We start from the raw sequence: 20,107 nt of genomic DNA on the forward strand, positions 1-20,107 counted from the left end.
ACCTCTCATTTTTCTAAATATTTGATCATTTCTAATCCATCTTCATTTGTTTGGGTATAATACCCTTTTTTTACTTTGTTCGATTGAAATCCTAATTTCCGATAGAGTCTTTGGGCATCTTGATTACTCATTCTCACCTCTAAAGAGAGTGTGTCACAGCGATTCATTATAGCAAATTTTTCAATTTCGTCAATTAACAATGTACCAATGTTTCTTCGTTGGTACACAGGAATAACCGCAATATTTGTAATATGGCAATCCAAGCCAAAAATTCTCGCACCTATAAATCCAATTAACTGTTCACCGTCTAGTATTCCTAAATATAAATTTTGAAAAGGTGAATTTAATTCAGAAAGGAAGGCACTTTTTGTCCATGGTAATTCGCCATTGTATACCTGGCGTTCAATCGATAATAAATCTTTGATATCTCGAGGTATCAGCTCTTTTATTCGATAGCTTTTCCCTTGATTTTCAATTATCTTAGTAGCAAATTCTTTTTTTTCATAGAATAAACTTCTAGCATATGCTTTAAATTTTTTCAACATATCTTTCGTCTCCAGGAGTGTGGGTTTCCAACCACTTTTCCTCTGCTTCTACTTTTTTCAAATAACGTGGTACAAAATTGGTTAAATCTCTTACTGGTTCACGATTGGCCCCTAATGTTGCAATCGTACAGCCATTAGGAAGATCCCATTCAAGCACCTTATTTATTTCTGCTTCATGTAATACTTCCTTTATTTCATTCGTAAATTTTTGCGTATCTGTTCCGACAAATAAGATAGGTTCATCGAACTGAGACAGTTGCTTAAGCAGTTCTTCAATTGAAATATGTACATCTTCAAGAACTGTTTCTAATTTTCCATTTTGTCTTCGGTACACACCAGCATAAACATTTTTTCTTCTTGCATCAAATAAAGGCACGATCAACCCATTTACGTTCCGGCAATTAGCAGCAATTGCTTGTAAACTTGAAATCCCCACAAGTTCTTTACCCAATGTATATGCAAGTGTTTTTGCAGTAGTTACACCGATTCTTAGACCGGTGTATGAACCTGGTCCATCGGAAACAGCAATTCGATCGATAGCGGTTGGTGCTAATCCGAGTGCTGAGAATAACTGATCGATAGCCGGCATCAAACTAACGCTATGATTTTTCTGTTTATTGATTTGGATTTGTCCTAAGACAGTATCATCTTCAATCACGCCGATCGCTAAAGTTTGATTAGCGGTGTCTATCCCTAATGTAATCATTTTGATGCATCCTTTCTACTAACTTCTATCGTTTTATATTGTAGCATACTTCTTGCTAAGAAAAAGACAATTCATTTCAGAAAAAAAGAAAAAAAGTTGCAATCATTCGCAACTTTCTCTTGATTTGTTCTTTAGTTTTTTGTAGACTCACGCAAGATAAGATCCGTTTCTACAATGATTTTTCTCGAAACAGGTGCTTTTTCATTCATCATTTGTAACACGGTCTCTACCGCCAGTTCCCCCATCCATTCCGTGTGAACTTTGACTGTCGAAAGAGCTGGTGAAACATATTTTGCTACACTAATATCATTGAATCCGATCAATGAGATATCCTCAGGTACTTTCAGACCTTTTTCGTTAATTGCCTTCAATGCACCGATCGCTAGTGTATCATTTGCTGCAAACAGCGCCTCAAACGAATACTGTCCACTATCTAAGTATTCTTTGACTTTCCGATAGCCAGATTCAACTGAAAAATCTGCTTCAATGATCGTTGTAGTCAATCCTTTACCAGCCATGATTTGTTGGTAGGCGGCAATCCTTGGGTCATCAATCCGTTGATGTCCTTTTTTGGTGTATTCCCTACCAGCAAGCATTGCAATCGCTTTTTTATCCTGGTTAAAAAAATAATCAATCACTTTTTGGATACTTGTTTGAAAATCAACGATTAATGAATTAATGTTATAGGGTGTTCCATCAAAATCAACTAATAACAGATTGCTTTGTGTCTGCTTCAATTCAATCAACTGTTGCTCATCGAATTTTCCTAGAGCAATCGTTCCATTTGTCGGTCTATCACTGATAGCGTCCCACGTTTCCTTTAGCAAAGTCACATTTGATTCCTCTGCCTTTTTCTCTATTCCCAAACGAATAGCAAGATAATAGAGATCCTCTAATTCTTCTTGATCATTGTACCATTGGATCAAACGCAACGACTTTTGATTCAACGATGTGTTTCTATGATGCTTCGTGTAATTCAACTCTTCAGCAGCCTCAAAAATTTTTCTTTTCGTTGCTAGGCTAACTGATAACTCCTGATCATCATTTAAGACTCTTGACACAGTAGCAGGAGAAACCCCTGCCAACTTTGCAATATCTTTAATCGTTGCCACTTGTTTCTCCTCCTATCTATTCCACTCGGGCATTCTTCTTAAAGCGTTGCAGTAAAGCGTTGGAAAGCTTCTTGACCTTTTGTATCGCGTTTGAATACCCCTGAATCTTCCAACACACGAACAAAAACTTTACCAATAGCTTGCTGAACGATCTCGGTTACTGTTTCAGTTGTCACATTTGGATGGTCGGCTTTCAAGCCCTTCGCCCATTCCATGTGATACTCAGCTATCTTATTTTCTTGTCCAAGCAAATACTTTTCTACTTCTGCCATTTCTGATTTTAAACGAGGCGGTAAAACAGCTAATCCCATGACTTCGATCAAACCGATATTTTCTTTTTTAATATGCTGGATATCTCGGTGAGGATGGAAAATCCCTTCTGGATATTCGTCAGAGACATTGTTATCTCGTAACACTAAATCGAGTTCAAAATAATTTTCGCGTTTTCTAGCAATTGGTGTAATCGTATGATGGGGCGTACCATCTTTAGAAAATGCCGTCACTGCTACCGCAGGATCTGAATATTGTTGCCATTTTTCTAAAATACTATTAGCAGCTTCCACTAGGATTTCTTTCCCCGTCGCTTGCAGACGAATGACAGACATTGGCCATTTGACAACACCTGCGATTACTTGAGGATAATCCGATAATTTGATTAATCGTTCGATTGGAGCTTTAGCCATTGGAAATTCATGGCGCCCTGCTTGGTAATGATCATGTGACAGAATCGATCCTCCAACAATTGGCAGATCTGCGTTTGAACCAACAAAGTAGTGTGGTAAAACCTCTGTGATTTTTAATAAACGTGAAAATGTTTCTTTCGTAATCTTCATAGGACGATGCTCTTCTGACAAGATGATCGAATGTTCATTGTAATAAGCATATGGAGAATACTGAAATCCCCAACTTTCCCCATCAAGATTCATTCTGATGATTCGATGATTGGTGCGAGCTGGATAATTTAAACGTCCTTTATAGCCTTCATTGTTCATACAAAGCATACACTCAGGATAATCAACTTTTTTGGCATGTTTTTCGGCAGCAATTTGCTTAGGATCTTTTTCAGGTTTGGATAAGTTGATCGTAATCTCTAATTCGCCATATTCTGAAGGATACGTATACCTGATATTTTTCGCAATCGCTCTGGTTTTGATATAATCATTTCTTTTACTCAATTGATAAAAGTAGTCTGTTGCTTCTTCTGGATTTGTTGCGTAATGTTGTGCAAAAAACGCATTGACTACTGATGGTGGTGGTGTTAAAAAATCCATTAATTGTGCTTCAAAGATTTCGATTTCAGCTGGTAAATCAGTAACCACTTCATTTTTTTTGGCTTGTTCGACTAACCGATCAAGTAACACCACCGATTCTTCTGAAACAGGGCGCACTTCAGTGTTTTCTAAAGCCTCTTCGCCGATCATTCCCAAAATTCGATTTTGTAAATAAATTCGATCCATTTCCATCCAGCCACCAGCTTCAATTGCTAGTGTCGTAAAATCACAAATCGTTTGACTGATTGTCATCTTCTCTCTACTCCTCATAACCATGGGGATGACTCACATGCCAATCCCAGGCTGTTTTAATGATTTCTTTTACATCTGTGTAAGCTGGTCGCCAACCTAAGATTTCTTCAGCTTTAGCACTGGAAGCGACCAACCGGCTTGGATCTCCGGCTCTACGTGGTGCCACCTTAGCTGGAATTTCTCGATTTGTTACTTCTCTAGCCGCTTCAAGCATTTCTTTGACGGAGTAGCCTTGATTGCTCCCTAGATTAAAGAAGTTACTTTCATTCCCCGCTCTTAAATATTCTAAAGCTAAGATATGGGCATCAGCCAAATCTTCCACTTGAACATAATCTCGGATGCATGTTCCATCGGGTGTATCGTAATCATCACCGTAAATCGCCAAAGAATCACGTTGACCTAGAGCTACTTGGAGAATAATAGGAACTAAATGCGTTTCTGGTGTGTGATCTTCCCCAATCGATGCATCTGCTTTTGCACCTGCTACATTGAAATAACGCAATGCTACATATCGCATGCCATAGGCTTGGTCACACCATTTCATCATTTTTTCCATCATCAATTTGCTTTCACCGTACGGATTTTTTGGATTCGTAGGAGTTGCTTCGGTAATTGGTGATTCTGTAGGTTCACCATAAGTGGCTGCTGTAGATGAAAAGACAATATTCTTCACATGATATTCATGCATCACTTCTAACAATATTTGCATACCATAGACATTGTTATTAAAATACTTCAATGGTTTCTCAACAGACTCTCCCACTAATGAACTAGCTGCAAAATGAAGGACTCCTTCGATCGTTTCTTTTTCAAAAACAGACTGTAAAAAAGATTTATCCCGAATGTCACCTTTGTAAAATTGTGCTTTAGGATGAATTGCTGCTTGATGCCCCGTTAATAAATTATCCACTACTACCACTTGATAGTTTTGATTGATCAACCGATCAACAGCATGTGAACCGATATAACCTGCGCCACCCAATACCAAGATTGCCATGAAAACACTCCTTTTTTTACAAAAGCAGCAAAAAGTACGTTTTGAATCGTTTGAAACTATGACTCTTTTGTTTCTGTTGCCTTTGCTATTTATTTAGTAAATTTATAATAAAACATTTAGTAAATATTTTCAAGGAAAATTTGTAAAGGTTTCCAATAAATAGACGTCAGACTAGCCTTTTTTTTCAATTTGTTACATAATAGAAGCAACAACTAATAAACGAGGTGGATTTAATGAAAAAATTTGTATCTGGAATTTTAGTCGGTAGTCTTGCAACAGCGGCAGCTGTTGCTGGATTGGTAGCTTCAGTTAAAAAAACAGTAATCGATCCCATTGATGAAAAAGAAACAATGATCGAAGAAAATCGTAAAAAAGCGATGCGTAAACGTGTAGCTCGCTAATCTTTAAACGATTCAAGAAAATCATCCCTTTTATAGCCCAAAGAATCATTATTAATTAGTAAAACACAACCGATCTTAAAAGTTAGATGAATGATCTAGCCTTTAGAGTCGGTTGTGTTTTTTGCTTCAATTGGTTGTCCTTCCAAGAATCAGCTGTGCCACTTTATCGATTTGCCTCAAATTCCAAGCATCGGTATATGGTCGTGAGACTGTAGCTGTCAACCAATCCACACCTTCGACCGGAATCCCTAAACAATATAAATTTTCTTCTAGCTCTCCCTGTTTGTTCCAGACTTGATTGGTGCTTAGTTTGATATCAATTGCACCAGTTTCATACACGCCAGTCGTGTCCTGATAAGTAAAAGGACGAATCAGCTGATGTTTTTTCAAGCTATTTAATGCTGGGTTCTTTGTTTGTGTCAAATCAGTCTGCGGGAGTCGGGCTTCAATCAAGTAGCGACTTTCAATCCGTTGTCCCTCGTTTTCTACGATAAAGAAACCGGCCTCTGTTTTGATTTCCAGCGGTGGGGAAACGATTGTGAAAATACCCGCATCAATCAGAGCGGCTAATTCTCTTGTCCGAACAACTGGCGGACCGATCGTGAGAAAAGCATTGAGCTTAGTAAACCAACCCCATAATACTTCTCTATATTCTTTGGCAGTGAAGATGCCCCATTCAATGACCAGATGGACAGGATCACGCCAATCTTTTAACGCATCAAAAGCTGAAGCAATCGCCCCAGTACAATTTTCTTTCATTGATTCATTGATTTGATAATCAATAAACCTTCGACTTTCTTTTTGAAAGTCGTGCTTCTCATGATAGATAGGCGTTTCAAAAAAATCCCACTCCCATTGATAAGGCTGTAATTCAGGAAATTGTTTTTGCCAATCACTTTGATCACGTGTTAAAAAGATTTGTTCAAATAATACTGGTGAAATAGCTAGATGTTTTTCCTCAATTAATTTCTTATAATAAAAAAGTTCGACATCTTTTTTTAGCAAGTCGAAAAACAGTTTCCCAGTTAATTGTTGATTTTGATAAAGCTTTGCTAAATTTTCTTTGGTGATCAATTTAGGAACAGCCATTGCTCCTCCCCTTTTTTCATTTTTTCCTCGAGGAAAATAGGGCAACCCTTTTCTAGACCCGCAGTATACGATCGGCTCACGTCCAGACGGCAAATATACCAATTTCTCTCCTTGTTTTTCAAACTTACCTCCTCTATTCTCGGTAAGTAAACCTACATAATCAAAAAAACTTAGACCTAATCCTCTAAGAATCACTGTGGCTTTTGGCGGAATAGTTTCTACGGAAACATCAGCTGGATTTGCTGGCGGTTGGTAGAACAATTGCTCTTTTTCAGCATAGTCATAAAACCTTTTCTCGTCTTTGGATACTTTATTTTCCCAATGTCCCGTAGTCATCACTAACTGATCTACTACTAAATGCTGTTCGTTTGTTTTCAAGTAAAAACCTGTCTTTATCTTATCAATCTCTTTCACTAAGGATCGAACGATAGTGAATGAATGCGGTGCTAATTTTTTTAATTGTTCATAAAACCACTGCTGGTACAAGCCATAAAAACATCTGGTAGCTGGTTCATTGGCACGTAAGCGCTCGGCTTCTGCCAAAAAAAATTCTTTATTCACAAACTGTTGCTTTTCGATATACTTTTTCGCCTCTGTTTGGCTCCATTGATATAAATTAGGCCCCGGTGAAATCTCTCCGCCACTTGTTAAAGTTTCATCTGTAAAAAGCGTAACTTGCTGAGAAACTGAGTTCATCAATAACTCTGTTGATTGATCGAGCCGCCAGACTCGACCACCAGGCCCATCAGGATCGAATAAACAGATCTGGATATGTTGGTTTTCCCGATTGTTTCGGATCAATCGTTCTACCATGCTTAGTCCTCTGGGGCCTGCCCCAACAATGCCAATAATCATCGATTCAGCTTCCTTTCCATCAACCCTTTTAGCACCACGGCTTGATTTTGCTGTTCATTCTTTGCACCATAAACTAAGGTCACGATTGGATAGTTTTGACAGAGTTCAGCTAACTGCTTGACTGCCAATTGCTTTTCTTGATCTGTCATTAACTCTTCTAGGTATTTTTCTTCAAAAACAGGAAAACGCTCAGGAAGATGTCCAAAGAATTTTCTCAACTCAGTACTTGGTGCAATCTCCTTTAACCATAGATCAATCTGTGCTTTTTCCTTTGATATCCCTCTTGGCCATATTCGATCAACTAAAATTCTAAAGCCATCACCCTTTTCGCGCGCACTGTACACTCTTTTCAGTTTGATCATTTTCTCCACTTCTTTCATTGCTTATACATTGATCATAGCATAAATGATTAGATTCTCCTTTGATTATGTCATAGCAAAAAATCGTGGCTTGATTTCTGTTAGTACTCCTTAAATACTAAATTTCAATTTTGCACGCTCTATGGATACTTGCTAGTGATTCCTATCTCCCTTTTCTAGAGGAACAATGTGTTGGCATTGATTATTATTATGACAAGCATCATTAGTTTCGCTCGATTGTCGTCTCAATATTTTTTTTAAAGGTACCCCACCCTTATCCATTTCAATACCTTGACAATTTGTTATATTCTCTGGTTTATCTGTGTTACTCTTTCTGAAAATGTTTAACGATTGACCCCACTTCTTAATCCTTTTCCTGAACGTTAGCTTTTCAGTTGTCAACTTACTTGTTTTTTGTTCTTGAATGTTTTCTGGTTTTGAACTATCTTTTTGTTCGACCGATTGATCTTCTATTATTATTTGTGGAGAATCTATTGCGCTTTCTATATTTTCTATAATCACAGAATTGGTTATAGAGACTTTACTTTGGCTTGGACCATCATGGCTGATTAAGCGTTTTATGTTATAATCCTTTACGACCTGCTGATATAATTGGGCAGAAAGATCTAGTGAGTATAATACTCTCCCAAGTTCAGATTGCTTTATCTTCTTATTTATAAGCTCAGACACAACCGATTCAACGATCTCCTCATATGTCTTTCCTTTTAATTTACCAGCTAGTGAAACCTCAATCGTTCCAACAAGTTTATCAAGTTCCTTTTTTCTTTTTTCTGTTATTTCTTCTTTTTTTACTACTCCTGCAGGTTGTTGCTCAGTGAAAGTTTCATTAGATATTTCTGGCATTTTCTTTTCTCCCCCATTGTTTGATTTATCATTGAATCATCATACATGACGTACGCAATGGAGATAGAACTTTTATTTCTGGAAAGAATAAAATTTAGTATTTTATCTTGTGCGATCTAATGAATTCTTTTTATTCCCGTTGCCTAATCGAATAATCAGTCATGCAATTTTCTAAAAAGTATCTGTTACTTTATATACAAAAACTTCTGATAAATTGGCTCTATCATTTGTGGAACTGATGAATGTATCAATCCCAAAAAGTAAGACCAAAATCTAACTTCTGGTGGTTACTACAGAATCAAAGTTGATTCTTCAGCCTCATTTTCCTTCCAAATGAAATAACAAAAAATCTGAGACAGAATGAGGTTCATTCTGACCCAGATTTGACTTTACACGACTCATCAGGATTGACCGATAATTTGACGTCATGACGTTCTATACTTTTTTACTTTTAATCTTGCCAGACCAGCCATCATATCCACCTTTTAAGATATAGATATCTTGGTAGCCAGCTTTTCTTAACTTATTCGCTGTACGAATACTTAAGCTTTTCTTTTGGTCGTAGATATACACCGGTTGATCTTTTCGGATAGATCCTAATGAATCTTTTAAAACAGTATAAGGGATATTTCTTGCCCCTAAAATATGTCCTGCATCAAACACGTCTTTTTCACGAACATCAATGACTTGTGCCTTACGCATCCCATCACGAAATTCTTCTTCTTCCAGTGTTTTTGCAGAACGTTTTGCCATTACTCGTAGATAAACTTCCCAAAACACAATAGCAAGAATAATCAATAGCAAAATGATGTTAATTACCCATAAAACCATGTCATTCCTCCACGTTATTCCGCAAATTTCAAGGCTAATGAAGCAGCACCGATCACGCCAGCTTCATTTCCTAATTCTGCTAATTTGATTTTTGTTGATTGTTGTACTTGAGGGAACGTAAATTGGTTGAAATATTTTTCAACACGACTACGTAAAAATTCCCCGGCAGCAGATACTCCGCCGCCTAAAACAATACTTGATGGGTTCATAGTGTTCCCTAGATTACCGCAAGCTAATCCTAAGTAGAAACAAACACGATCAACGACCATCAGACCAAATGGATCGTCTGCTTGTGCCATTTCAAAAATATCTTTACTTGTTACTTCTTCTCCATTGTCAAGCATTGCTTTTAATTTTGAATCTCCGGCATACTCTTCTGCTAAGAAACGTGCTAAGCGAACTACACCTGTTGCACTTGAAACTGTTTCTAAGCACCCTCTTTTACCACATGTACATTCAAAACCTTCTGGGTCCACTGTAATGTGTCCAATCTCGCCACCTGCACCAGCAACGCCGTGGATCAAGTTCCCAGCAGCAACGATTCCGCCACCGACACCCGTTCCTAAGGTAACAAAAATAACGTCAGGATCATTTTCCCCTGCACCTTTCCAGCGCTCACCTAAAGCAGCAACGTTCGCATCGTTATCAATAGCAAATTTGATTCCAGTTCCTTCTTCAATTTGTTTTTTTACGTATTGAAGTTCAGTCCAATTTAAATTGTAGGCTCCGATCACTGTACCTGCTTCACTATCGACACTTCCTGGTGTTCCCATACCGATTCCGATGAAATTTTCAGCATTCATGTTATATAATTTGATACGATGATTTACTGACTCGATAATTTCCGGAATAATATGTTTACCGTCATCCAATATATTGGTATCGATGCTCCATTTTTGTTGAATCTCTCCTTCTGGTGTTAGAATTGCAAATTTTGCTGTTGTTCCACCTAAATCAATCCCAATAATTTTTTTGTCCATTACAAGTTTCCTTTCTTTCGGCTTTCTTCCACTCGGTGCTCTCGTTTTAGTATGCGCCACGCTGTCATGTATGTATCATGATCGATCAAACGACTGTCATGAAGATTCTTCAATTCAATCGTCATTAATTCAATATCATAGATACGTGACCCAACATAGACAAAGATGCCAAATCGTTTGAGCAGTTGTTGCACGTCATATAAGCTCTCCATCTCAAAGCACTTCCTTCACATTATACAAGTAATCCGTAGTTTTTTAAACCCAATAAAACACATATTATCAAAAGAAATCCAAAAACAAGCGTAGATAGGATTTTTTGATGAATCGAGTAATTGGTCACTTTCTGTGGTAGGCCGATGATATTTCCTATAAGCAAGCCACCAACAATCCCACCGAGATGCCCCCAGATATCGACTGAGGTATCCGTCAAACCAAATACAAAACTGATAACAATAAACAACATGTAATGACGAATCAATTGGCGAACCTGAGAGTTATTTTTGAAATGAAAACCAAGAATGAATAACGCACCAAACAAACCAAACAAAGAAGTACTTGCTCCACCAGATAGAACGCCAAGATCGTTGAATGCAAAACTCGCTGCATTCCCAAGGATACCACTAAACAAATAGATCAAGAAAAAACGCCAATGGCCGTAGAGTGTTTCAATTTGGTCTCCCATAAAATATAAAATCAAAGAATTCATGACAAAATGCACCAGTCCAAAGTGAATGAAAATCGGTGTAATAAACCGCCACCATTCATTTCCAACTACAATAGACGGCCCAAACATGCCTAAATATGCTGGAATATTTAAAAATGGAAAGAACTCCATCATTGCAAACACGATGGTTTGTATCGCTAAAAACAAATAAGTCAAAATTGGTCTTCTTAGCCAAGCGTTTAATTTTAATTTCTGTTGATAATTCATGTAACCCTCCTTATTATTTATCGATAAACAAGTGTTGCACTTTTTTATCAAAACTTTCTGGTACCCATTGATTGTTTATTTGTTCTTGAAAAACCAGACTACATGTCTGGTTCGGATAATTGGCTAGATAGCGATCATAGTAGCCTCCACCAAAACCAATCCGATAACCATTTTGATGATAAACAACCCCTGGAACGATCAGCAAATCGATAGCGTCCGGTGAAAAAGAATGATCAGATAATGGCTCCAGTACGCCAAAAGCGGTGCGTTCAAATCGGGTATCCGGATCAATTTTAAAAAAACACATTTGACGTTCAGGCCATGTCTTAGGAACAAGTATGGTTTTACCCTCTTCCCATGCCTTTTCAATAATTGGGGTCGTAGCCACTTCTATCTCATTTGCCATCGTCAAACCAACCACTTTTGCTTGCTGCCATTCATCACTTTGAAAGAGTTGTTGGTAAATTTTTTGCTCTTTTTGCTGCTTCTGTTCACTTCTAGCAATCTTTTGTAAATTTTCAATGCCAAGTTTTCTAAGTTTTTCTTTAATATGACTCAAACGTATCAACCCACCTCTCGTTAAAATGGTAGCGGAAAATAGTAAAAATAGCAATTTAACTTTTTAAATAAAAAGAGTTTTATAAACAGAATTTAAGACATCACTCTCACTCTTTATTCTAAAAACGAGTAAACGGTGTTCACGCATCAGCTCTTTGAAATAAGCCTGAATTTTTCAAAACATGAGAAGCTGTTAAAAAAAATTCTTTCTTATTGTCATTGGAGCTTTCCGATGCCTTCACGACCTCTGATTCACTCTTTTCATTTGAATAGACAGAATAATCGTAGTCTCAAAATAACGAGAAACTACTTTGGGAAACACTGCTTACTCAACACAATCGTTTCTTCCCCGTATTTATTTTCTAAGCAATCGTTTGTTTGGAAAATAATAAATATAAGAAATATGGAGCTCCTAGGACCGCAATTAAAATCCCAGTAGGAATCTCACCACTTGGTAGAATCACTCGTGTAAGAACATCTGCAATCGTTACAAAAAATGCCCCAAATAATCCACTCAAGATCAAGGACAGTTGATTTTCTCTTCTGACGACAAATTTAGCCAAATGAGGAGCTAACAAACCGACAAAAGATAAGCTGCCAGCTACCGCAACGCTTCCGCAGGCTAAAGCAACAGCGAGTATCAATAGGATTTTTTGACTTTTCTGCACGTCTAATCCTAGACTTTGCGCTCTTTCTTGACCAAAAGATAATAAACCAATTCGTCGACTGTAAATCAGCACGAAAGGAAGCAAAATGACTGCCCAAGGTAACAATGAGAAAACATATGGCCAACTAGCTCCCCAAAGTGAACCTGCTAACCAGGCATTAACAAAACCATAGTTTTCTTTCGACAATTTAATCGTAAATAAAAGCATCAATGCCGACAATCCAGCATTGACTGCAATTCCTGATAGTAAAAGCCGGTTCATCCCTAAAAAACTATTTCTCGTATAAGCAAACAAATACACAAGTAAAGCTGCAAGCAAGCCGCCTAGAAAAGCCACGATCAATAGTAAAAACGGAAAAGTTTGGTTGGCATAAAAGCCCAAATAAATCATAACGAAAAAACCTGCTCCAGCGTTAATGCCCAATATGCCAGCATCAGCTAGTCTATTTCTGGTAACTCCCTGCAAGATAAAGCCTGAAATACCTAAACACATACCAGCAAGAAGACTGATTAATAGACGAGGGGCACGAAATTCATAAACAATCAACTCTTGGATTGCCGAACCCTTCCCTTGAAACACCTCAGCTAATTGATCAAATGGAATAAATGGTGTGCCAATCATTAAACTTGCAACTATACTAACAACTAATAAAACAAATAAAACAACTAGTGATTGGTAACTTCTTTTCATCCTTGTTCCCTCCTTACTTGGAGTAGTAAAAACGGTACACCGATCAAGGAAATTATTAAGCCGAATGGCGTTTCAAATGGCGGATTGATCATTCGTGCAACATAATCCGCCAACATCACTAATCCTCCACCTGCTAAAAAAGAGGCTGGTAAAACATACCGATAATCGGAACCAATGATTCCTCGGACGATTGGTGGAACCATCAATCCAATAAATGAAACTGGTCCAACTAACGACACCGCCATTGCAGCTAACCCCGCCACTAATACAAATGCAAAAAATCTGATCCGTCCAGGGTTGCCTCCTAATGCCAAGGCATGTGACTCACTTAAGTTGACCAACGAGATGGAGCGACCTAGCAAAAAAGAACCACTAACTGTCAACAGATAAATCGGAGCCAAAATTTCCAATTGATGCCAAGTGACATTCGCAGCGCCTCCCACGAACCAAAACGCCAAGTCTTGTTGCAAATTGAATAGTTGTGTCAGCGCTTGACTAATAGCTGTAAAAAAAGTACTGATCGCAACACCTGCTAAAATCAATTGAAGTGGATTCATCCCCATTTTTGAAAAACGTAAGAAACCAAAAACAAATAACGTAACTACCAACGAACCAAGTAATGACAGTAAAAAAACAGAAAAAGCAGAAGCTTGTGGCCAAAACGCAAAACAAAGAGCCATTGCAAGTGATGCTCCTGCATTAATTCCTAATAACCCTGAATCAGCTAAAGGATTCCGTGTCACACCTTGCATCAATGCGCCACTAAGAGCAAAACAGCTTCCGACTAAGAAAGCCCCAAGCACTCGAGGCAACCGAATCGTTCGGATAATCAACTGCGATTGAACTGAGTCGTCAAATTTAAAAATCGCTTGCCACAAATTAGAAAAGTCGACAACCGCCGCTCCATTGGCTAACGCAAAGAAGAATATACTAACTACTCCTAGCAACAATAGGGAAAGAATCATTCGTTTCCTCTTTGTCTTCATTGTTCATCCTCCTTACGATCATTGATTAAATCGTAAGACAAAACAACGGGTTTATTCGTTTCAGGCAATTCGATGATCTGCGCTTCAATTTCATAGATTTCCCTCATCCATGACGTTGTGATTACTTCATCAGGTGTGCCTTGAACCACTATTTGTCCTGCTTTCATCCCAATTAAATAGTCAGAAAAGCGAGAAGCGTGATTGATGTCATGGATCGACATTAAAATGGTTGTCTGTTTGATATGATTGATCTCTTTCAGTAAATGTAAGATTTCCAATTGATGCGCAGGATCTAAAAAAGTGGTTGGCTCATCTAAAATCAAAATATCCGCTTCTTGGGCTAAAGCCATCGCAATCCAAACTCGTTGAGCTTGTCCACCTGATAGACTCGAAAGCTCTCTTTCTTTCAACTTAGTTAGTTGCGTCGCTTCCAACGCCCATTGGATAGCATGTAGATCTTCTTCATTTAATCCACTAAAAAATTTTTGATAAGGATAACGACCATAAGAGACCACCTCTTCGACAGTCATGCCTAAAGGGTGTTCACTACTTTGGGCTAACAATGCAATTTTTTGCGCTAACATCTTAGGACTATATGTAGAAATTTCAGATCCATCTACGATAATCTTTCCTTCTTTGACAGGTAACAGTCGAGTAAAACTTTTTAATAAAGTTGATTTACCACTGCCATTAGGACCAATCAAACTTGTCACTTTTCCTTCTGGTATCTTGATAGACATTTTTTCAATCACTTGTTTATTTAAGTAACCCGTTGTAATATCAACAGCTTCAATCGTCGTCAAATTTTTCATCCTTTCCCTGAAAATCATTCTCAATTATGAAGCTCCTTCACAAATTCGTCAAGTTTTACTCTAAATGGCTCTTTCCCGAAAATAGTTGACATGACCACTATTGTCAGGAATAATATCAATTGAGAATGATTATCAATGAAAATCCCTTCAGGAGGAAAAAATGAAACTAAAAAAGAATATCTTTACCATTGGGGCCACAGTGTTGCTGCTTAGTTTACTTAGCGCCTGCTCTTCTTCAAATAATTCATCCAATTCAACTGACACAGCAGGTAATGAAACAACTGCAAAAACTCACCTAGTGACTGATGCCTTGGGTCATAAAGTCGAGATCCCTAATCAACCAAAACGAATCATCGGGAGTTACCTCGAAGACTATCTTATCGCTTTAGGTGAAAAACCTGTTGCTCAATGGACAGTTGGTAGTGGATCGATTCAACATTATTTACAAAAAGAATTAAAAGATGTTCCCACGATCTCTTATGATCTTCCGTATGAAAAAGTCTTAAGTTATGAACCCGATCTTTTATTGATCTCTTCTTCGGCTACAGTTGAAGGAGGTAAATACGAGCAATACAGCAAAATTGCGCCAACCTATGTCGTAAAAAATGGGAATGATGTCACTTGGGAAACCCAACTAAAAGATATCGGAAAAGCATTAAATAAAGAACAAGCAGCCGAAAAAATCATTACTGATTACCAAAAAAAGGTGAAAGCCACTAGACAAGAACTCGCAGATAAAATCAACGGCAAAACGGCTGCTGTTTTATGGGTAACGAATAACTCAGCATTTATGGTTAGTGAAACACGTTCAAGTGGAAGAATCATTTACGGTGATCTAAAATTTGGTGTGCCAAATCTAGTTACTGAAATCTCTAAAAGTGCAACTTCAGATTGGTCAGCTGTCTCTGCAGAAAAATTAGCAGAGTTAGATGCAGACTATCTCATCTTAGTCAACAGTGATGAAAAAGCTGCGATGTTTAATGAAGCAACTTGGCAAAATTTAAAAGCGGTCAAAGAAAATCATGTCTTAGAATTTGGTCCTGAATCTAGTTGGCTCTATAATGGTCCAATAGCTAGTCAAAATATGGTCAATGATATCAAAAATAATTTGAAATAAATCGCCTGAACAAGAATAGACGTTCACCTTCCTTTCTTTACAAATTGGAGTGAACGTCTTTTTTTATTTAACTATGTGCTAAACCACTTTGCTCATTTTTTGCCATTTCTGAAATCGATGAGGGTATTGATTTTCTTGGTTGACAATTCCTTCATGTTCTTCCACTAATTCAAAACCTGTAAAATCGATTTCTCCAATAAATGTATCCCCCTCAAACTCTGCATCAATTAATGTTCGCCAGATGATTTTTGTTTCTGGTAACAAAGCTTGAAAAATTCGACTTCCTCCTGACACATAGATATCTTCAGGTATATCTTTTGCATATGCCAAAAGTTCATCAATCGAATGAAGGACTTCCGCATTTTTTTCTACTTTAAAATCTTTTTGAGTAGTTAACACAATGATATGCCGATAAGGAAGAGACAATTTGCCCATGCCTTCATATGTCTTTCTTCCCATCACTAATATTTTATCCATCGTATGTTCCCGAAAAAAACGCATATCGTTTGGTAACCTCCAAGGAAGCAGGCCATCTTTTCCAATCAAACCATTCTTGTCTTGTGCCCACATTGAAATAAACATGTGTTTCATCCTCTCAAACTGAATTTAAACAAACGATTTCAATCATACAAGAAAAACGACCCTGTTACAAGAAAAAGAGTCGCTTGTCAGGTTTATGGTTTCATTCAACCTTCACTATTAAAAAAAGTCTAGCTTCCTAAAAAGGATTCTAGACTTACGCTAAACTAATTATTTAGTTTCACGGTGTAAAGTAACTTTACGTTCGCGTGGGCAATATTTTTGTTTTTCCAAACGATCAGGGTTGTTACGTTTGTTTTTGCTTGTTAGGTAGTTACGTTCTTTACAAGAAGTACACTCTAAAGTAATGTTTACGCGCATGTTTTTCCCTCCCATTTTTTACTAGAATCCTCTAAGATGACTCTCAGACTTGATTATCTTACCATGATTTCCACTAGATTGCTAGCCTTTTTACAAAATTTGTTAAGTAAAACTACTTGACGAAAGTTATCTAAATAACTACTTGCTAAACAAAATCTTTTCCTTTTCCAACTATTGCGCTTACACTTGAAATATAAATAATTTTTGAGGAGGAAGATTTTATGCCTTGGAATATGAAAGATTATCCGCCTGCAATGAAAAATTTAGAAGAGTTAACACGAAAGAAAGCAATCGATATCGGTAACGCCTTGCTTGCAGAAGGCTATCCTGATGATCGTGCTATTCCGATTGCTATCAAACAAGCCAAAGAATGGTCAGAAGATGCTACTTCTACTGAAAAAAAAGAGTTTTCTCAAGAAAAAAATCCAACAAAGCATGATTCTCACGACACAAATCCAAGAGCTTCTAAATTATTGACAGCCAAAGTGATCGTAAAATTTGAAGAAGATAAGTGGATTGTCCAATCAGAAGGAGCTAAAAAAGCAAGTAATCATTTTGATACGAAAGAAAAAGCGATTGAAAAAGGGAAAGAAATTGCTCAAAACAAAAACACATCATTAATTATCTACAAAAAAGACGGAACGAAAGAAAGAGAAATAAACTATTAATAAAAAACAACTCCTCCACAATAAAGGAGGAGTTGTTCACTGTTAAAAAGGAATAAAATCAATCCGCTCGAAGCGGGATGTTCTTTTGCTTCGCTAACTGATCACGTTTAGACTGTTACATAATCGATTGCTTCAGCCTTAGGGATTTCTTCGTCAACGAAGAAAACTTTATACCAAGTTAAAAAGCTGAAAATCGTCCAAATTTTTCGTTGTTCTTCATGACGCCCTTCATGATGGTCATTTAACAACTTCATAATTTTTTCTTGATCAAAGAATTCTTTGGCAAAATCAGCCTCAAATAATTCTTTGACTTGTTGATAACCACGGTCTTCTTTCAACCAAGCTTTGATTGGTACTGGGAAACCAAGTTTTACACGGTTAGACCATTCTTCTGGCAAATGTTTATTTGCTGCTTGTCGGAAAATATCTTTGGTATTATTTTGATTTAACAGATACTTACTTGGGATCTGTTCTGCCAATCTCATCACTTCGATGTCAAGTAACGGTACGCGTACTTCAAGTGAGCTAGCCATTGATAATTTATCCGCTTTTAATAAAATATCTTTTGGCATCCATTGATGAAGGTCAACGTATTGCATTTTGTTCACTTCATCTTCGATTTTTTCAGTTTTAGCATAATGGACTGCCATAATCTCCTGAACGGAAGGAGCCTTTTGGTATTCTTGTGTTAAAATATCTGACGCTTCGTTTTCTTCAAACACTCGGGCATGACCAATAAAATATTCTTTCGCAGGAGCTAAAGATTCATATAAATGGATTCTACCGTGGAAGTTTTTCATCTTGCCAATTTTTCGTCCCAAGTTATAACGTGTTCCTTTTGGTAGTTTCTTCAACCCTTGAGCAATGACACGAATAACTTTTGAATTCGTATGGAACCCATAAGTTTGGTATCCCGCAAATAGTTCATCTGCCCCTTCACCTGATTGGACAACTCGAACACTTTGCGAAGCCAAGTTTGCTAAGAAATAAAGTGGGACACATGAAGGATTCGAATCTGGCTCATCTAAATGGTATTGAATCAAAGGAAAAGCTTTAAATGACATATCTCCATCGATGACAGCTGCTGTATTATCTAAGTCCAAAAGTTCTGTTAACTTTCTAGCTTCAATAGCTTCATTATATGTTTTATCATCAAACCCAATTGAAAAAGAATGATCAGGTTTTAATACAGAAGTCACATAGCTTGAATCTACCCCACTAGATAAGAATGAGCCAACTTCTACATCGCTGATCGTATGTGCTTTAATCGATGCTTCAACTGTTTCATCAATCTTATCGATCCATTCTTTCCGTGAATAGTTTTGTTTTTCTTCAAAATTAGCATCCCAATATTGATGAATCGCTAACTTATTATCTTTGTAAGTGAAATAATGACCTTCTGGCAAACGGTGAACCCCTTTAAAAAAGGTTTCTCCATTTAATGGTGAATATTGAAATGTCATATAAGGTTTCAAGGCTTCTTTATTCAATTCTTTATGAAAATCTGGATGTGGTAAAAAGCTTTTGATTTCTGATCCGAACATAAATGTGCCGTTCATTTCCGCATAATAATATGGTTTGATTCCAAAATGATCCCGAGCACCAAATAATTCATTGCGTTTATTGTCCCAGATTGCAAAGGCAAACATACCCCGAACCTTTTGTAATAGATCAGTTCCCCATTCTTCATAACCATGCAACAATACTTCTGTATCCGCATGTGTTTGAAAAATATGTCCAGCTGCAATCAGCTCTTCTCTAAGAGGTTGGTAATTATAGATTTCCCCATTAAAAATGATGACTTTTGTTCGATCTTCATTATAGATAGGTTGTTTTCCACCCTCTAAGTCGATAATACTTAATCTTCTAAATCCTAAAGCAACATGCTGGTCAATATAATCACCCGAACTATTCGGTCCCCGATGAACGATTCGATCCATCATGTCGTTTACGATTGCTTTTTTATTGTCTTTGTCGTTAATAAATCCTACAATTCCACACATTTTATTTTTCACATCCTAGATAATAATTACTATTACTTTATTTCGTCCATAAGCATCTTATCATAGAGGCTATTAAATCTTGAAATAATAGCTCTCTTACAGTTTCGTCACATGAAATAACAGTGAATATTTTTGAGTTCTACTATAAAAAAAGTAGTCCTATTAATTAATTTAACATGTTTTGACTAAGGAAGCTATTTTGTTTAGCAAAGACTTGAAAAATATTCATTATTATTTAATCATCTCTATCATTTAACCAATCTAAAGATAGTCCTTACTAAATAATCCGCTCTAATTAAGTTACGAGCGATTTCCAATAAGACTTTTTTGATTTTACTCTTAAACCTTCTTATCGTGAAAGAAATTCCGTTGGAACAATCTCGTTTAAAAACAAGAATATATTTTCCACTTTCAAATAAACCTAACTAGATCTGACCTCATCTCGTCTAGTATCTGGTTTATATTTTCATTTCTATTTCTTCGAACATAGCTGAGAAGACTTTGTTCGTTTA

General features: G+C 37.1%; 22 protein-coding genes. 3 read left to right on the forward strand and 19 right to left on the reverse strand.

Annotation, left to right across the window (positions count from 1 at the left end; all coding sequences use genetic code 11):
- Positions 1 to 5: 5 nt before the first annotated feature.
- The 5 genes from rimI to galE form a co-directional block, all read right to left on the reverse strand.
- Positions 6 to 545 (reverse strand): ribosomal protein S18-alanine N-acetyltransferase, encoded by a 540-nt coding sequence (gene rimI, locus IGL30_RS07890; protein ID WP_010737793.1) that lies wholly within the window; start codon positions 543 to 545, stop codon positions 6 to 8.
- Positions 529 to 1,251, reverse strand: coding sequence for a tRNA (adenosine(37)-N6)-threonylcarbamoyltransferase complex dimerization subunit type 1 TsaB (tsaB, locus tag IGL30_RS07895; RefSeq protein WP_010718852.1), 723 nt, complete (start codon positions 1,249 to 1,251; stop codon positions 529 to 531). Before tsaB ends, rimI begins: the two co-directional genes overlap by 17 nt.
- A 131-nt stretch (positions 1,252 to 1,382) precedes the next feature.
- Positions 1,383 to 2,363 (reverse strand): LacI family DNA-binding transcriptional regulator, encoded by a 981-nt coding sequence (locus IGL30_RS07900; protein ID WP_010718851.1) that lies wholly within the window; start codon positions 2,361 to 2,363, stop codon positions 1,383 to 1,385.
- A gap of 38 nt (positions 2,364 to 2,401) precedes the next feature.
- Complete coding sequence (gene galT, locus IGL30_RS07905; RefSeq protein ID WP_430618146.1) at positions 2,402 to 3,886, reverse strand: UDP-glucose--hexose-1-phosphate uridylyltransferase; 1,485 nt, start codon at positions 3,884 to 3,886, stop codon at positions 2,402 to 2,404.
- 7 nt (positions 3,887 to 3,893) lie between these two features.
- Positions 3,894 to 4,883, reverse strand: coding sequence for a UDP-glucose 4-epimerase GalE (gene galE / locus IGL30_RS07910; RefSeq protein WP_010737796.1), 990 nt, complete (start codon positions 4,881 to 4,883; stop codon positions 3,894 to 3,896).
- Positions 4,884 to 5,116: 233 nt separating this feature from the next.
- On the opposite strand from galE, the gene IGL30_RS07915 reads away from it, so the two are divergent.
- On the forward strand, positions 5,117 to 5,284 hold the full coding sequence (locus IGL30_RS07915) for a DUF3042 family protein (protein ID WP_010718848.1): 168 nt from the start codon (positions 5,117 to 5,119) through the stop codon (positions 5,282 to 5,284).
- Between the two features lie 126 nt (positions 5,285 to 5,410).
- Here the strand turns inward: IGL30_RS07915 and IGL30_RS07920 are convergent, their stop codons facing one another.
- The 11 genes from IGL30_RS07920 to IGL30_RS07970 form a co-directional block, all read right to left on the reverse strand.
- The gene (locus IGL30_RS07920) at positions 5,411 to 7,228 is read right to left on the reverse strand and encodes an FAD/NAD(P)-binding protein (protein WP_375371663.1); all 1,818 of its coding nucleotides are present in this window, start codon (positions 7,226 to 7,228) and stop codon (positions 5,411 to 5,413) included.
- Complete coding sequence (locus tag IGL30_RS07925; RefSeq protein WP_025480161.1) at positions 7,225 to 7,590, reverse strand: DUF488 domain-containing protein; 366 nt, start codon at positions 7,588 to 7,590, stop codon at positions 7,225 to 7,227. The genes IGL30_RS07920 and IGL30_RS07925 overlap by 4 nt, the downstream gene beginning before the upstream one ends.
- Before the next feature lie 150 nt (positions 7,591 to 7,740).
- Positions 7,741 to 8,451, reverse strand: coding sequence for a hypothetical protein (locus tag IGL30_RS07930; protein WP_123874696.1), 711 nt, complete (start codon positions 8,449 to 8,451; stop codon positions 7,741 to 7,743).
- Between the two features lie 435 nt (positions 8,452 to 8,886).
- A complete protein-coding gene (locus tag IGL30_RS07935) occupies positions 8,887 to 9,282 on the reverse strand; it encodes a rhodanese-like domain-containing protein (RefSeq protein WP_010737800.1) in 396 nt (131 codons plus the stop codon).
- 14 nt (positions 9,283 to 9,296) lie between these two features.
- On the reverse strand, positions 9,297 to 10,262 hold the full coding sequence (locus tag IGL30_RS07940; RefSeq protein ID WP_010718843.1) for an ROK family glucokinase: 966 nt from the start codon (positions 10,260 to 10,262) through the stop codon (positions 9,297 to 9,299).
- Positions 10,262 to 10,474, reverse strand: a complete 213-nt coding sequence (locus tag IGL30_RS07945) for a YqgQ family protein (RefSeq protein WP_010718842.1) — start codon at positions 10,472 to 10,474, stop codon at positions 10,262 to 10,264. Before IGL30_RS07945 ends, IGL30_RS07940 begins: the two co-directional genes overlap by 1 nt.
- Before the next feature lie 20 nt (positions 10,475 to 10,494).
- Positions 10,495 to 11,193 (reverse strand): rhomboid family intramembrane serine protease, encoded by a 699-nt coding sequence (locus IGL30_RS07950; protein WP_063627259.1) that lies wholly within the window; start codon positions 11,191 to 11,193, stop codon positions 10,495 to 10,497.
- Positions 11,194 to 11,206: 13 nt separating this feature from the next.
- A complete protein-coding gene (locus tag IGL30_RS07955; protein ID WP_088744937.1) occupies positions 11,207 to 11,752 on the reverse strand; it encodes a 5-formyltetrahydrofolate cyclo-ligase in 546 nt (181 codons plus the stop codon).
- A gap of 361 nt (positions 11,753 to 12,113) precedes the next feature.
- Positions 12,114 to 13,109 (reverse strand): FecCD family ABC transporter permease, encoded by a 996-nt coding sequence (locus IGL30_RS07960; protein ID WP_053766727.1) that lies wholly within the window; start codon positions 13,107 to 13,109, stop codon positions 12,114 to 12,116.
- The gene (locus IGL30_RS07965) at positions 13,106 to 14,095 is read right to left on the reverse strand and encodes a FecCD family ABC transporter permease (RefSeq protein WP_025480160.1); all 990 of its coding nucleotides are present in this window, start codon (positions 14,093 to 14,095) and stop codon (positions 13,106 to 13,108) included. The genes IGL30_RS07960 and IGL30_RS07965 overlap by 4 nt, the downstream gene beginning before the upstream one ends.
- Positions 14,092 to 14,925: an ABC transporter ATP-binding protein gene (locus IGL30_RS07970; RefSeq protein WP_172595703.1), complete on the reverse strand. Its 834-nt coding sequence runs from the start codon at positions 14,923 to 14,925 to the stop codon at positions 14,092 to 14,094. Before IGL30_RS07970 ends, IGL30_RS07965 begins: the two co-directional genes overlap by 4 nt.
- Positions 14,926 to 15,067: 142 nt before the next feature.
- Between IGL30_RS07970 and IGL30_RS07975 the strand changes: the two genes are divergently transcribed.
- Positions 15,068 to 16,024 (forward strand): ABC transporter substrate-binding protein, encoded by a 957-nt coding sequence (locus tag IGL30_RS07975; protein WP_010718836.1) that lies wholly within the window; start codon positions 15,068 to 15,070, stop codon positions 16,022 to 16,024.
- Positions 16,025 to 16,102: 78 nt separating this feature from the next.
- On the opposite strand, the gene IGL30_RS07980 is transcribed toward IGL30_RS07975, so the two are convergent.
- A complete protein-coding gene (locus IGL30_RS07980; protein WP_010718835.1) occupies positions 16,103 to 16,606 on the reverse strand; it encodes a dihydrofolate reductase in 504 nt (167 codons plus the stop codon).
- A gap of 168 nt (positions 16,607 to 16,774) precedes the next feature.
- On the reverse strand, positions 16,775 to 16,939 hold the full coding sequence (gene rpmG / locus IGL30_RS07985; protein WP_002320810.1) for a 50S ribosomal protein L33: 165 nt from the start codon (positions 16,937 to 16,939) through the stop codon (positions 16,775 to 16,777).
- Positions 16,940 to 17,145: 206 nt separating this feature from the next.
- On the opposite strand from rpmG, the gene IGL30_RS07990 reads away from it, so the two are divergent.
- Positions 17,146 to 17,592, forward strand: coding sequence for a DUF2188 domain-containing protein (locus IGL30_RS07990; RefSeq protein ID WP_053766725.1), 447 nt, complete (start codon positions 17,146 to 17,148; stop codon positions 17,590 to 17,592).
- A 107-nt stretch (positions 17,593 to 17,699) separates the two neighbouring features.
- On the opposite strand, the gene asnB is transcribed toward IGL30_RS07990, so the two are convergent.
- Positions 17,700 to 19,595: an asparagine synthase (glutamine-hydrolyzing) gene (asnB, locus tag IGL30_RS07995; protein ID WP_349700629.1), complete on the reverse strand. Its 1,896-nt coding sequence runs from the start codon at positions 19,593 to 19,595 to the stop codon at positions 17,700 to 17,702.
- Between the last annotated feature and the right edge of the window lie 512 nt (positions 19,596 to 20,107).

Source organism: Enterococcus sp. DIV1089c, from assembly GCF_050530965.1.
GTDB classification, from domain to species: Bacteria; Bacillota; Bacilli; order Lactobacillales; family Enterococcaceae; genus Enterococcus_B; species Enterococcus_B hirae.

Coding starts and splice junctions, on each gene's coding strand:
- IGL30_RS07990 (WP_053766725.1), top strand. CDS start 17,146: ATGCCTTGGAATATGAAAGATTATCCGCCTGCAATGAAAAATTTAGAA.
- rpmG (WP_002320810.1), bottom strand. CDS start 16,939: ATGGGAGGGAAAAACATGCGCGTAAACATTACTTTAGAGTGTACTTCT.
- IGL30_RS07930 (WP_123874696.1), bottom strand. CDS start 8,451: ATGCCAGAAATATCTAATGAAACTTTCACTGAGCAACAACCTGCAGGA.
- IGL30_RS07950 (WP_063627259.1), bottom strand. CDS start 11,193: ATGAATTATCAACAGAAATTAAAATTAAACGCTTGGCTAAGAAGACCA.
- IGL30_RS07925 (WP_025480161.1), bottom strand. CDS start 7,590: ATGATCAAACTGAAAAGAGTGTACAGTGCGCGCGAAAAGGGTGATGGC.
- asnB (WP_349700629.1), bottom strand. CDS start 19,595: ATGTGTGGAATTGTAGGATTTATTAACGACAAAGACAATAAAAAAGCA.
- tsaB (WP_010718852.1), bottom strand. CDS start 1,251: ATGATTACATTAGGGATAGACACCGCTAATCAAACTTTAGCGATCGGC.
- IGL30_RS07915 (WP_010718848.1), top strand. CDS start 5,117: ATGAAAAAATTTGTATCTGGAATTTTAGTCGGTAGTCTTGCAACAGCG.
- IGL30_RS07940 (WP_010718843.1), bottom strand. CDS start 10,262: ATGGACAAAAAAATTATTGGGATTGATTTAGGTGGAACAACAGCAAAA.
- IGL30_RS07975 (WP_010718836.1), top strand. CDS start 15,068: ATGAAACTAAAAAAGAATATCTTTACCATTGGGGCCACAGTGTTGCTG.
- galE (WP_010737796.1), bottom strand. CDS start 4,883: ATGGCAATCTTGGTATTGGGTGGCGCAGGTTATATCGGTTCACATGCT.
- IGL30_RS07945 (WP_010718842.1), bottom strand. CDS start 10,474: ATGGAGAGCTTATATGACGTGCAACAACTGCTCAAACGATTTGGCATC.
- IGL30_RS07935 (WP_010737800.1), bottom strand. CDS start 9,282: ATGGTTTTATGGGTAATTAACATCATTTTGCTATTGATTATTCTTGCT.
- IGL30_RS07920 (WP_375371663.1), bottom strand. CDS start 7,228: ATGATTATTGGCATTGTTGGGGCAGGCCCCAGAGGACTAAGCATGGTA.
- galT (WP_430618146.1), bottom strand. CDS start 3,886: ATGACAATCAGTCAAACGATTTGTGATTTTACGACACTAGCAATTGAA.
- IGL30_RS07965 (WP_025480160.1), bottom strand. CDS start 14,095: ATGAAGACAAAGAGGAAACGAATGATTCTTTCCCTATTGTTGCTAGGA.
- rimI (WP_010737793.1), bottom strand. CDS start 545: ATGTTGAAAAAATTTAAAGCATATGCTAGAAGTTTATTCTATGAAAAA.
- IGL30_RS07970 (WP_172595703.1), bottom strand. CDS start 14,925: ATGATTTTCAGGGAAAGGATGAAAAATTTGACGACGATTGAAGCTGTT.
- IGL30_RS07980 (WP_010718835.1), bottom strand. CDS start 16,606: ATGTTTATTTCAATGTGGGCACAAGACAAGAATGGTTTGATTGGAAAA.
- IGL30_RS07960 (WP_053766727.1), bottom strand. CDS start 13,109: ATGAAAAGAAGTTACCAATCACTAGTTGTTTTATTTGTTTTATTAGTT.